The organism is Arthrobacter sp. SLBN-100 (genome assembly GCF_006715305.1).
Taxonomy (GTDB): Bacteria; Actinomycetota; Actinomycetes; order Actinomycetales; family Micrococcaceae; genus Arthrobacter.
The window spans coordinates 4,514,886-4,526,273 of sequence record NZ_VFMY01000001.1 but is presented as its reverse complement, the minus strand read 5'-3'; the positions used below and the strand labels follow the sequence as shown (position 1 = coordinate 4,526,273).

General features: G+C 65.6%; 12 protein-coding genes. 5 read left to right on the top strand and 7 right to left on the bottom strand.

Going from position 1 to position 11,388, the window contains the following annotated elements; genetic code table 11:
- Nucleotides 1–26 precede the first annotated feature (26 nt).
- The 4 genes from FBY31_RS20785 to FBY31_RS20770 all read left to right on the top strand — a co-directional run bounded on the left by FBY31_RS20785 (nucleotide 27) and on the right by FBY31_RS20770 (nucleotide 3,888).
- Nucleotides 27–1,235, top strand: coding sequence for a sensor histidine kinase (locus FBY31_RS20785; RefSeq protein ID WP_142044755.1), 1,209 nt, complete (start codon nucleotides 27–29; stop codon nucleotides 1,233–1,235).
- A gap of 58 nt (nucleotides 1,236–1,293) precedes the next feature.
- On the top strand, nucleotides 1,294–2,010 hold the full coding sequence (locus FBY31_RS20780; protein ID WP_142044753.1) for a LytR/AlgR family response regulator transcription factor: 717 nt from the start codon (nucleotides 1,294–1,296) through the stop codon (nucleotides 2,008–2,010).
- On the top strand, nucleotides 2,007–2,357 hold the full coding sequence (locus tag FBY31_RS20775; protein ID WP_142044751.1) for a DUF485 domain-containing protein: 351 nt from the start codon (nucleotides 2,007–2,009) through the stop codon (nucleotides 2,355–2,357). The genes FBY31_RS20780 and FBY31_RS20775 overlap by 4 nt, the downstream gene beginning before the upstream one ends.
- A 64-nt stretch (nucleotides 2,358–2,421) precedes the next feature.
- Nucleotides 2,422–3,888 carry a sodium/solute symporter gene (locus FBY31_RS20770; RefSeq protein WP_142044749.1) on the top strand — a complete coding sequence of 489 codons (1,467 nt, stop codon included), beginning with the start codon at nucleotides 2,422–2,424 and terminating at the stop codon, nucleotides 3,886–3,888.
- 151 nt (nucleotides 3,889–4,039) lie between these two features.
- Here FBY31_RS20770 and FBY31_RS20765 read toward each other — a convergent pair whose 3' ends face one another.
- The 6 genes from FBY31_RS20765 to rpsB all read right to left on the bottom strand — a co-directional run bounded on the left by FBY31_RS20765 (nucleotide 4,040) and on the right by rpsB (nucleotide 9,054).
- Nucleotides 4,040–4,624 (bottom strand): DivIVA domain-containing protein, encoded by a 585-nt coding sequence (locus tag FBY31_RS20765; RefSeq protein WP_142044747.1) that lies wholly within the window; start codon nucleotides 4,622–4,624, stop codon nucleotides 4,040–4,042.
- A 92-nt stretch (nucleotides 4,625–4,716) separates the two neighbouring features.
- The gene (locus FBY31_RS20760) at nucleotides 4,717–5,640 is read right to left on the bottom strand and encodes a phosphatidate cytidylyltransferase (RefSeq protein WP_142044745.1); all 924 of its coding nucleotides are present in this window, start codon (nucleotides 5,638–5,640) and stop codon (nucleotides 4,717–4,719) included.
- Nucleotides 5,640–6,197 carry a ribosome recycling factor gene (gene frr, locus FBY31_RS20755; RefSeq protein WP_142044743.1) on the bottom strand — a complete coding sequence of 186 codons (558 nt, stop codon included), beginning with the start codon at nucleotides 6,195–6,197 and terminating at the stop codon, nucleotides 5,640–5,642. The genes FBY31_RS20760 and frr overlap by 1 nt, the downstream gene beginning before the upstream one ends.
- A 124-nt stretch (nucleotides 6,198–6,321) precedes the next feature.
- A complete protein-coding gene (pyrH, locus tag FBY31_RS20750; RefSeq protein ID WP_142044741.1) occupies nucleotides 6,322–7,059 on the bottom strand; it encodes a UMP kinase in 738 nt (245 codons plus the stop codon).
- A gap of 117 nt (nucleotides 7,060–7,176) precedes the next feature.
- Nucleotides 7,177–8,013, bottom strand: a complete 837-nt coding sequence (gene tsf / locus FBY31_RS20745) for a translation elongation factor Ts (RefSeq protein ID WP_142044739.1) — start codon at nucleotides 8,011–8,013, stop codon at nucleotides 7,177–7,179.
- A gap of 129 nt (nucleotides 8,014–8,142) precedes the next feature.
- The gene (rpsB, locus tag FBY31_RS20740) at nucleotides 8,143–9,054 is read right to left on the bottom strand and encodes a 30S ribosomal protein S2 (protein ID WP_142044737.1); all 912 of its coding nucleotides are present in this window, start codon (nucleotides 9,052–9,054) and stop codon (nucleotides 8,143–8,145) included.
- A 489-nt stretch (nucleotides 9,055–9,543) separates the two neighbouring features.
- Between rpsB and FBY31_RS20735 the strand changes: the two genes are divergently transcribed.
- The gene (locus FBY31_RS20735; protein WP_142044735.1) at nucleotides 9,544–10,077 is read left to right on the top strand and encodes a murein hydrolase activator EnvC family protein; all 534 of its coding nucleotides are present in this window, start codon (nucleotides 9,544–9,546) and stop codon (nucleotides 10,075–10,077) included.
- Between the two features lie 38 nt (nucleotides 10,078–10,115).
- On the opposite strand, the gene FBY31_RS20730 is transcribed toward FBY31_RS20735, so the two are convergent.
- On the bottom strand, nucleotides 10,116–11,303 hold the full coding sequence (locus FBY31_RS20730; protein WP_142044733.1) for an acyl-CoA dehydrogenase family protein: 1,188 nt from the start codon (nucleotides 11,301–11,303) through the stop codon (nucleotides 10,116–10,118).
- Between the last annotated feature and the right edge of the window lie 85 nt (nucleotides 11,304–11,388).

The following is an 11,388-nucleotide window of genomic DNA, read 5'->3' as shown; positions in this document are numbered from 1 at the left end:
CGGCACCCGCCGCTACGCTGGGCACCATGCCGGACTCCCCCCTCCTGACTGCCGCGGCCGTGGCCGTCATCGCCATGGCCGTCGCCGTCGTCGTCGGCGTGGGCCTGAAGGTGCTCCGCTCCTTCCGGGACCTGGGCACCGATGCGGAGCGCGCCACCTACCACACCCTTCATGCAGCATCCCAGGCGGGGCAGCACCTGCGGCGCGGCCTGAACCCCGCCGGCGCGGCAAAAGCCAGCCGGCACCTGCGGACGTTGCTGGGCTGCGAGGCCCTGGCCATCACTGACACCACCGGCGTACTGGCATGGGACGGTGCGGCCGAGGAACTGAAACCGCAGGTGATGCGCCTCGCGGAAGGGGTGCTGGCAGGCGGCAGGACGGCGGTCCTGCCGGCCGGCAGCCCAACGGGTGCGGACGGCGCGCCTAAGGACGGGACCGGCAGTCCGCTCGCCGCGGTGATCGCGCCGGTGCGTGCGGGCACGCGCGTGGTGGGCGCGGTGGCGGCTTTTGCGCCGTCGGCCGGTGCAGGGCTGGTCCGGGCCACCAGTGAGGTGGCCGACTGGGTGGCCGCCCAGGTGGAGCTCGCAGAGCTGGACGCATCACGGACGCTGCTGATGGAAGCCGAGGTGCGGGCACTGCGCGCCCAGATCAGCCCGCATTTCATTTACAACTCACTGAACGCCATCGCATCCTTCATCAACACCGATCCCGCTCGCGCCCGGGAACTGGTGGTGGAGTTCGCCGACTTCACCCGCTACTCCTTCCGGCGGCACGGTGACTTCACCACCCTGGCCGAGGAGCTCCGCTGCATCGACCGCTACCTGCTCCTGGAACGGGCCCGCTTCGGCGAGCGCGTCCAGGTCAGCCTGCGCGTTGCGCCCGAGGTCCTGGGCACGGTCATCCCGTTCCTCAGCCTGCAGCCGCTGGTGGAAAACGCCGTGCGGCACGGACTGGAGGCCAAGGAGGGCCCGGGGCATATCAGCATCACCGCGAACGACGCCGGCGCGTTCGCCGAGGTGACGATCGAAGACGACGGTGTGGGCATGGACCCGGCGCAGCTGCAGTCCATGCTCGCCGGCCATACCGACGGCGACCACGTGGGACTGCGGAACGTGGACGCCCGCCTCCGCCAGGTGTACGGCAACGACCACGGCCTCGTCATCGAAACCGCCCCCGGGGAAGGAACAATGATCACCATGCGCGTCCCCAAGTCCCAGCCTGGCCACGATGCCTGAGCCCCCTGCCTCGTCTGGGCCTCGTCCGGTCCGGCCGGGCGGACGCTAACCTAGGAAGATGATTAACGTCCTCGTCGTCGACGATGAGCTGCCCGCCGTTGAGGAACTGGCTTTCCTCCTGGGCCGGGACGACCGTATCGGCACCGTCCTGCGCGCCACCTCCGGCAGCGAGGCCCTTCGAGCACTGGCCGCAGGCCATATTGACGCCGTTTTCCTGGACATCCACATGCCGGCAGTGTCCGGCCTGGATATCGCCCGCGCCATCAGCGGGAGCAGGAATCCCCCGGCGGTGGTGTTTGTGACCGCCGACGAGGACCACGCGCTGAAGGCCTTCGAACTCGCAGCCGTGGATTATTTGCTCAAGCCGGTCCGTGCGGAACGGCTGGCACGGTCAGTGGGGCGCATCAGTGAACTGCGCGACGGCGGGACGGCAGCGGAGATGATCACGGTGGACCAGGGCGGAACCACCAGGATGATCCGCCGGGACGACGTCACATACGTCCAGGCCCAGGGTGACTACGCGAGGCTGCACACGGCAGATGCGAGTTACCTGATCAGGGTACCGCTGGCCGATCTTGAGCAGCAGTGGGCGGATGCCGGCTTCATCAGGACCCACCGCTCCTACCTCGTGGCCCTGAAGCATGTGACCTCCATGAAGCTGGCAGCAGACGGGCCCAGCGTCACTGTCGCGGGCGCAGGACTGCCCATCAGCCGCCGCCATCTGCCAACAGTCCGGGAAAAGCTGGGGGCCACCCGGATCAGGCCGCAGGCATGACCAGGGTGCGCGTGACAGCGCCGCGATCCGCCGCCCTCCCCGCCCGGGACAGCCGGGAGGCTGCCCAGGACTCCGAAGTGGGGCAGGTGTTCGTCAGGTCGCTGATCCGCTCCCAGTTGCGGCTTGCCTTGGTGGTGGCTGGCGGGTTCCTGCTCATCCTGGGCGCCTTCCCGCTGCTGCTCGCCGTGGTGCCCGGCCTGTCGGAGACCCGCATCGGAGGGATCCCGTTCGATTGGCTTCTCCTGGGCGCCGGCATCTACCCCCTGATCGGGCTCAGTGCCTGGCTGTACGTCCGGACCGCGGCCCGGAACGAGGCGCGGTACAGGGACTTGGCCGGTGACCAGTGAGCAGGAAACAGTGAGCACGGACCAGTGAGCAGGAAACAGTGAGCAGGAAACCAGTGACGGAAGCATGAATCCAAGCGTGGCCATAGCTGCGCTCGCCGTGGTCTCCGTGGCCACGGCGGTGATCGGCTTCTACGGGCTCCGGATTTCCCGCACCACGGGTGATTTCTACGTCGCTTCCCGGACCGTCCGCCCCTGGTGGAATGCCTCGGCAATCGGCGGCGAATACCTCTCGGCCGCAAGTTTCCTGGGAGTTGCCGGGCTCATCCTGCTCTCCGGGACGGACGCGTTGTGGTTTCCCGTGGGCTACACCGCCGGATACCTGATGCTGCTGTTGTTTGTTGCCGCCCCGCTGCGCCGGTCCGGGGCCTACACGATCCCGGACTTCACCGAGGCGAGGCTGGACTCACAGATTGTCCGGAAAGTTACCAGCCTGGTAGTGGTGCTCGTAGGCTGGCTCTACATTGTGCCGCAGCTCCACGGCGCCGCCTTGACCATCCGGATCACCACCGGACTGCCTTCCTGGGTGGGATCGGTGGCGGTGGTGATCGTGGTATGCCTGACGGTAGTGGCCGGCGGCATGCGTTCCATCACGTTCGTGCAGGCTTTCCAGTACTGGCTCAAGCTCACCGCCCTGGCCGTTCCCATCCTGTTCATCATTTTTATGCTGGCCCGAAACGGAACACCCGCCCTGTCCCCTCCTGCGGTGAATCCCACCAGCCTGGCCCCTGCCGGGGCGTACCAGAACGTGTCGCTGCTGGTGGCCCTGCTTTTCGGCACCCTCGGGCTGCCTCACGTGCTGGTGCGCTTCTATACCAACCCTGACGGGCAGTCTGCCCGGCGGACCACGCTGATTGTCCTGGGCCTGTTGTCCGTGTTCTACCTGTTTCCCACGGCGTACGGGCTGGTGGCCAGAATGTTTGCCCCGGGCCTGGCCCGGGCCAACCAGGCCGACGCCATGGTGCTGCTGCTGCCCGGCGAACTCGTTGCCGGTGCGGCCGGGGACCTGCTCTCGGCCCTGGTGGTGGCTGGCGCTTTTGCTGCTTTCCTGTCCACCACCTCCGGCTTGGTGGTGTCCCTGGCCGGCGTCATCAGCCAGGATGTCCTGGGCGGCGAAGTGGGCGGCTTCCGGCTCGCGGCGGTGATCTCCGCCGTCGTACCGCTGGGGTTCGCCTTCATGACCGACTCACTGGCGCTGGCCGGCAGCGTGGGCCTGGTTTTCGCCTTCACTGCCTCCACCGTATGTCCGGTGCTCCTGCTGGGCATCTGGTGGCGGGGGCTTACTGACGCCGGTGCCATCTCAGGGATGGTGACGGGCGGAATCCTCTGCGGCGGCGCGATGATCGCCGGTGCGCTGGTGGGAGCCTCGAACCTTGCGCCGTGGCTCGCCCAGCCGGCTGCGTGGACCGTGCCAACGGCCTTCGCCGTGATGGTGATCGTCTCGCGCGCCACTGTGCACCGGGTCCCCAAGACAATGGCCCGGGTCATGACGCGGCTGCACACCCCGGAAAGGCCGCTGGCCACGGAACGCTGATCCCGCCGTCGGCCGTGCAGTCTGCGGCTTGGCCTTCCTGGCGGGTTCCGCCTCCCTCCGCTACCGCTCGTACGCGGCAATCTGGCGCAGGTTTACGCCGGTGTCCCCCACGCCGGCCTCCCCCACGCCGGCCGATGGAAACTGAACCGTCCTAGTCAATGGCCGCCATCAGTTCAACCACCCGGTCCAGGAATGCGTCAACCTGGGCTTCCTCATAGCCATCCTTGCCAGCCGCAGGACGGAAGACTGCCCGGCGGACATTGTCCACGCTGAGCGGCTTATCCTGTTCGAGGTACGCGACAAGTTCGCGGCACAGCCGGTCCACGTCGTCGGTGTTGTAGCTGCGGACCTTTTTCTTCGCGGGGCGGCGGAACCGCTCACCGTCGGGGCGGTGCAGCCGGCCGCGGAGGATGCCGGACAGGTTCCCGATTTCACGCAGCCAGGCCTCCTCGCCACGCGCAGCAATCAACTCATCCCGCTCGCGGCGGGCGAAGGCGTCCTCGAGGCGGTCCAGTGCCGCATCAACTACAGCGGCGGAGTAGCCGCCCTTCACCGGATCAAAGGAGACAGCCCGGACATCGGAGCTGTTGATGGGGTGCGCTGCGGCCTCGGGGGTTTCAAGGGAAACCCGTGCGCGTTGCAGGAACTGGTCCACCTGCTTGGCGTTGTAGCCATATTCGCTGCGCTGTACGCGCTCAAAGGACGCAGGGATCTGCCGTTGAATGTCCAATGCCACTTTGATTCCTTCAATGCTCTTCAGCCGTATCGCTTCTGCCCCAGTTTAGTGGCGGCGGATCCGGCAAGGGTTTGTGTCAGGCTGCGTCCGTGTCAGGCTCCGGCGAGCAGCCCGTACAGGATGAATACCACCGGGGAGGCGAACACTATGGAGTCGAGCCGGTCCATCACGCCGCCGTGCCCGGGAAGGATGCTGCTCATGTCCTTGACGCCGAGTTCGCGTTTGACCATGGACTCGGCGAGGTCGCCGGCAGTGGCGGCCGTTACCGTTCCCACCGCCAGGATGATCCCCACCCACCAGGGTTTGTCCAGCACAAAGAGGCTGGCGAGGACGCCGATCAGCATGGCTCCCGCCACGGAGCCGGCGAACCCTTCCCAGGATTTCTTCGGGCTGATCTTCGGGGCCATGGGATGCTTGCCCAGGGACGCGCCCACCAGGTAGCCGAAGGTGTCGTTGGACACCACCAGCAGCAGCATCACCGCCACTTGCCAAGCGCCGTCGGGAACGGTGCCGCCCGGCCAGAGCCCCAGCGGGGTGGCGGCTCCCGCGGCATGCAATGGAAGCGCGGCGAAGCTGATGAAAAACGGCACCCAGCCCAGTGTGAACACACCGGCGAAGATGCTGTTGGCGGAGCCGGCTGCGCTTTCCACGGACCGCCACAGCAGGACAGCCACGGAGCTCAGCAGCATGGCAAAGAGCAGGCTTTCAATGCCGCCGAGGTAGGCGCAGAACGGCATGGCCACCGTGCCGGTCATCACCGGCACGATGGGCATCCTGGTGCCGTTCGCTTCCAGTGCCCGGTAGATTTCCCACACACCGAACACGGCGAACGTGGTGGTGACCGCCACGAACCCGAGCGGGAGGAACAGCAGTCCGCCCAGCACGGCGAACAGCATGGCAAGGCCTACCGCCACCGCGGCCGGCAGGTTGCGCCCGGCCTTTGGTGTTGGATTGCTCCTGGGCTGCTTCCCCCTTGTGCGCGCCCGTTGTGCGGGGGCCTGCTCTGCCTGGCCCATCAGACTTCGAGCAGCTCTGCTTCCTTGCGCTTAAGCAGCTCATCGATGCCGTCCACATGCGCCTTGGTGATGCCGTCCAGTTCCTTTTCGGCCCGGGTGCCCTCGTCCTCGCCGGCCTCGCCGTCCTTGACCAGCCGGTCCAGGGTCTCCTTGGCCTTGCGGCGGATGTTGCGGATGGAAACCTTGGCGTCCTCGCCCTTGGTCTTGACGATCTTGACGTATTCCTTGCGGCGTTCCTTGGTCAGCTCCGGGATGGTGATCCGGATGACGTTGCCGTCGTTGGACGGGTTGGCGCCGACCTCGGAGTCGCTGAGTGCACGCTCGATGTCCCGCAGCGCGGTCTTGTCGAACGGGGTGATCAGGATGGTACGGGCGTCCGGGATGGCGAACGAGGCGAGCTGCTGCAGCGGCGTCGGGGAACCGTAGTATTCCACCAGGACCTTGTTGTAGAGGCCCGGGTTAGCCCGGCCGGTACGGATGCCAGCGAAGTCTTCCTTGGCTACCTCTACTGCCTTGTCCATTTTTTCTTCGGCTTCGAGCAAGGTTTCTTCTATCACGGTCTCTCCTGACGATTCTGGTGCAGTCCGGGGCGCCGGCTCCATGCACGTGGTTCTCGGTTGCTGTTTCCGGCCCCGGCCCGAAGGCAGGGGCGGAACTGTCCTGAAAACATCCTAGCCGCAGCTAGGCGGTGACCAGCGTGCCGAGCTTTTCGCCCAGGATGGCGCGGGTGACGTTTCCTTCACCCTCCATGCCAAAGACCACCATGGAAAGGTTGTTGTCCTTGCACATGGTCATGGCGGTCTGGTCCATCACGCGGATATCGCGGCGGAGCGCGTCGTCATAGCTGAGAGTCTCAAGCCGCTCGGCAGTGGGGTCCTTCTTGGGGTCGGCGGTGTAGACGGCGTCCACTCCGCTCTTGGCCATCAGGACGACGTCGGCATGGACTTCGAGTGCGCGCTGGGCAGCGACGGTGTCGGTGGAGAAGTATGGAAGTCCGGCCCCTGCACCGAAGATGACCACGCGGCCTTTTTCCATGTGCCGGATGGCGCGGCGGGGAATGTACGCTTCGGCCACCTGTCCCATGGTGATGGCGCTCTGTACCCGGGTTTCGACGCCGGCCTGCTCCAGGAAGTCCTGCAGTGCCAGGCAGTTCATCACAGTTCCGAGCATGCCCATGTAGTCAGCCCGGGAGCGGTCCATGCCGCTCTGGGAGAGTTCGGCGCCGCGGAAGAAGTTTCCGCCGCCGACCACGATGGCCACTTCCACCGCAGGGACTGCTGCGGCGATCTGCTTGGCGACGTCGCGGACAGTCTCCGGGTCAACGCCCAGCTTCCCACCGCCGAAAACCTCGCCGGAAAGCTTCAGGAGGACCCGGCGTCGACTTTTCTCTGGCTGCATTACAGTGTTGACGGCTTCCATGATGCCTTCCGGTTGGGGGTCTGAAAAAAGATTATCCTGCTCGGGCGGATGCTCGGAACCGGCCCGTTGCATGCAAAAGGGGCGGCCACCGAAGTGGCCACCCCCTTGCAGTACCGGCTAGGAGCCGACGCGGAAACGCGTGAACGCGGTTCCCTTGACACCGGCCTCTTCGAGGACCTGCGCCACGGACTTCTTGGCGTCCTTGGCAAATGCCTGGTCAACCAGCACCTCACCCTTGTAGAAGCCGGTCACGCGGCCTTCCACAATCTTGGTGAGTGCGGCTTCGGGCTTGCCCTCGGCCTTTGCGGTCTCTTCGGCGATGCGGCGCTCGGACTCAACCAGCTCGGACGGAACGTCGTCGCGGGTCAGGTAGTTCGGGGCCATGGCAGCGATGTGGACTGCAACATCGTGGGCGGCGGTGGCAGCGGCTTCGCCTTCACCGTCAACAGCGAACAGCACGCCAACCTGGGCCGGAAGGTCCTTGGAAGTCTTGTGCAGGTAAGCGTCAACCGTTGCGCCCTCGACGCGGGAGATGCGGCGGACAACAACCTTTTCGCCCAGGACAGCGCCTTCTTCGACGACGACCTCGGAGAGCGGCTTGCCGTCAACTTCGGTGGCGAGCAGGGTCTCGAGGTCAGCTGCGCCGGACTCGACGGCAACTGCCAGGACCTTGTCGGCCAGCTGGATGAACTTGTCAGCCTTGGCCACGAAGTCGGTCTCGCAGTTGACTTCGATCATCACGCCGACGCCGTTGCTGACCTTTGCGGCCACCAGGCCCTCAGCGGTGGAGCGGCCCTCGCGCTTGGTAGCGCCCTTGAGGCCCTTGATGCGGATGATCTCGATGGCCTTCTCGGCGTCACCGTTGGCTTCGTCAAGAGCCTTCTTGACGTCCATCATGCCGGCGCCGGTGCGCTCGCGCAGGGCCTTGATGTCCGCGGCAGTGTAGTTCGCCATGTGAACCCCTCTGTCTAGAAATGTGTTGTGGTGTACGGACCGACAGGACGGCGCCCCACCTGGTGGGCCGCCATCCTGTCAGCAGCTCCGGCGCCGCGGGCGGCACCGGAGAATCCGGTTGTACTTGTGTTACTTGGCGTCTTCAGCCGGAGCTTCAGCGGCAGGAGCCTCGGCAGCTGCCGGTGCTTCCTCAGCGGCCGGAGCTGCAGCTTCTTCTGCCTGTGCGGCGGGAGCTGCAGCTTCTTCTGCCTGTGCGGCGGGAGCTGCTTCGGCCTTGCTGCCTTCGAGGAGTTCGCGCTCCCACTCGGCCAGCGGCTCTTCCGGAGCTTCGGTGGTGCCGGTGGCGCGGTTGTTGCGGGCGATGAGGCCCTCAGCAACGGCGTCGGCAACAACGCGGGTCAGGAGGTTCACGGAGCGGATGGCGTCGTCGTTGCCCGGGATCGGGAAGTCGACCTCGTCCGGATCGCAGTTGGTGTCCAGGATGGCCACAACCGGGATGTTCAGCTTCTTGGCCTCATCAACGGCGAGGTGTTCCTTCTTGGTGTCCACGATCCAGAGCACGGACGGTGCCTTGGTCAGGTTGCGGATACCGCCGAGGTTGGACTCGAGCTTGGTGAGTTCACGCTTGAGGAGCAGGAGCTCCTTCTTGGTGTAAGCGGAGCCGGCGACGTCGTCGAAGTCGATCTCTTCGAGTTCCTTCATGCGCTGGATGCGCTTGGCGACGGTCTGGAAGTTGGTCAGCATACCGCCGAGCCAACGCTGGTTCACGTACGGCTGGCCCACGCGGGTTGCCTGCTCGGCAATTGCTTCCTGGGCCTGCTTCTTGGTACCGACGAAGAGGACGGTGCCGCCGTGTGCAACGGTGGCCTTCACGAACTCGTAGGCGCGGTCGATGTAGGACAGCGACTGCTGAAGGTCGATGATGTAGATGCCGTTGCGCTCCGTGAAGATGAAGCGCTTCATCTTCGGGTTCCAACGGCGGGTCTGGTGTCCAAAGTGGACGCCGCTGTCAAGCAGCTGGCGCATGGTTACGACGGGCATGCCGACGCTCCTTCCGGCAGGTCATTCATGAGAAACCCCTGGGGCTTCTTACCCTGCCAATAGTTGACGGTTGATTAGCGTGGCCCGGGCGGGCCGTGCTCCTGGCGTCCATCGCGCTTCTCATCAGGACCGTGGTCCTGACCGCAAGAAGCCCGATCCTCCATGGAGGGCTGGACGCGCGTAGTCAGCCGCCGCTCCCCCACACTCCTGAATGAGATGTGCCGACGCAAGCCGGACAGGGGCATATACCGTTGGAAAAAACCTTTGGGATAGCCGCTGGGCGGAAAGCATTGAGGGCGCAGCAAACTGCTCCATCAAGTGTACTACAGGCACCTGCAGGCGGAGGACAGGGAGCGGGACAAGGAAGGGGGCAAGGACGACGGCGGCGCGGGGCTCTAGCTGCGTTCCCACCATCGAGAGCACCGCACCTTATCCACATAGGGGAACCTGCCCCTGCCGGCAGCTTTTCAACCGGCGCAGGCTGGACACATGAAACCACCCGCACTGCTGGCGGCCCTGCTCCTGCTGCCGGCATCTTTGGCCCCCACCGGGGAAGTACTGGCGCCCGGGACCATAACTTCCGCTGCAGCCCCTTCCACTGCAGCAGTGGCCGAACCCTCGTGGCGGTGGCCGCTCACCCCGCGCCCGGCCGTGCTGCGGGATTTTGATCCGCCGCCCAAGCCCTGGCTCAGCGGCCACCGGGGCGTGGACCTGGGAGCAGCGGCCGGCGCAAAGGTCACCTCGCCGGCCGCGGGCACCGTCAGCTTTGTGGGCGTGGTGGTGGACCGGCCGGTGATCACCATCGACCATGGCAATGGCCTCCGCAGCAGCTTCGAACCGGTGGAGAGTACTTTGGCCGCTGGAAGCGCAGTGGCCGCGGGGCAGCCGATCGGGACGCTCCTTGCGGGCCACTGCACTGCCACATCCTGCGTCCACTGGGGCGTCCGGCGCGGTGACGAATACGTCAATCCGCTGCAGTTTGTGATGGACCTGCGGCCATCCATCCTGCTGCCGCTGGGCTGACAGACAGCAATAAATCAGCCGGATGCCGGCGACCCGGCTCAGACGATTGCGGAGATACCGGTGATCGCCCGGCCGGTCACCAGGGTGTTGATCTCGTGGGTTCCCTCGTAGGAGTAGATGGCTTCGGCGTCGGCGAAGATCTTTGCCATTTCGAAGTCGGTCACGATGCCGTTGCCGCCCAAAAGGTTCCGGCCGATGGCCACGCTCTCGCGCATCCTGGCCGTAGTGAAGGCCTTGGCCAGCGCGGACTGCTCGTCCTTCGCCTCACCGGCGTCCTCCAGCTGCGACAGCCGCACCATCATCCCCATGGAGCTGACGGAGTTACCCAGCATCTGCACTAGCTGGCTCTGGACCAGCTGGAAGGAGGCCAGCGGCCGGCCGAACTGCCGGCGCTCCACGGCGTAGCGGCGTGCTACGTCGAAGGCGGCAAGCTGCTGGCCCACCGCCTGCCAGGCGACGCCGAGGCGGGTGACTTTAAGGACCTTGTTGACGTCGCGGAAGCTGTTGGCGTGGGCGAGCTTGTAGAAGTCAGGTACCACCACGTTCTCCAGGGTGATGTCGGCGTTCTGGACTGTCCGGAGGGCGATCTTGTTCTCGATCTTCGCCGCATTGAAGCCCTCAAGCGTGGTGTCCACCAGGAAGCCTTTGACCTGGTTGTCTTCGACGTCGCGTGCATAGACGACCACCCAGTCGGAGAAGGTGGCGTTTCCAATCCAGCGCTTGGCCCCGTTGAGGATCCACGAGTCACCCTCGCGCCGGGCAGTGGTGCGCGTCCCTCCGGCAACGTCCGATCCGCCGAGGGGTTCCGTCAGGCCGAACGCCCCGATTTTCTTTAGCGCGTAGATGTCCGGAAGCCAGGCGTCCTTTTGTTCCTGGGAGGCCAGCGCTTCAATGGAACCAGTGAAGAGTCCGTCGTGCACGCCCATGAAGGTGGAGATGGACGCGTCGGCGCGTGTCACCTCGGCGTGCATCAGGCCGGCGAAGAGGTTGGAGTGGCCTTGCCGCCGGACCGGGCTGATGAGGTCGATCTCCGCAAGCTTGGGAATCAGATCCATGGGGAATTCGCCCCGGTTCCACCAATCCACGGCGATGGGCTTCACCTCGCGGGCCAGGAACTCCCGGATCTCCGCCAGCCGGTCCTGCTCCTTGGAACTGAGCATCTGCTCGAAGGCATAGAAGTCGCCGTCGGGGTAGGGCAGGTCGAGGTCGGCAGCGGAAGTGGACATGGGTACCTCGCAAGTGATCAGCGGTGACGGGCTCGCGGAATGAGCACGGTAAGTTACTGCTGAGTAACATACCGCAAATCGGCAC

Coding starts and splice junctions, on each gene's coding strand:
- FBY31_RS20730 (WP_142044733.1), bottom strand. CDS start 11,303: ATGTCCACTTCCGCTGCCGACCTCGACCTGCCCTACCCCGACGGCGAC.
- tsf (WP_142044739.1), bottom strand. CDS start 8,013: ATGGCGAACTACACTGCCGCGGACATCAAGGCCCTGCGCGAGCGCACC.
- rpsB (WP_142044737.1), bottom strand. CDS start 9,054: ATGCCCGTCGTAACCATGCGCCAGCTGCTTGACAGCGGCGTCCACTTT.
- FBY31_RS20775 (WP_142044751.1), top strand. CDS start 2,007: ATGACCAGGGTGCGCGTGACAGCGCCGCGATCCGCCGCCCTCCCCGCC.
- pyrH (WP_142044741.1), bottom strand. CDS start 7,059: ATGGAAGCCGTCAACACTGTAATGCAGCCAGAGAAAAGTCGACGCCGG.
- FBY31_RS20760 (WP_142044745.1), bottom strand. CDS start 5,640: ATGGGCCAGGCAGAGCAGGCCCCCGCACAACGGGCGCGCACAAGGGGG.
- FBY31_RS20780 (WP_142044753.1), top strand. CDS start 1,294: ATGATTAACGTCCTCGTCGTCGACGATGAGCTGCCCGCCGTTGAGGAA.
- FBY31_RS20785 (WP_142044755.1), top strand. CDS start 27: ATGCCGGACTCCCCCCTCCTGACTGCCGCGGCCGTGGCCGTCATCGCC.
- FBY31_RS20735 (WP_142044735.1), top strand. CDS start 9,544: ATGAAACCACCCGCACTGCTGGCGGCCCTGCTCCTGCTGCCGGCATCT.
- FBY31_RS20770 (WP_142044749.1), top strand. CDS start 2,422: ATGAATCCAAGCGTGGCCATAGCTGCGCTCGCCGTGGTCTCCGTGGCC.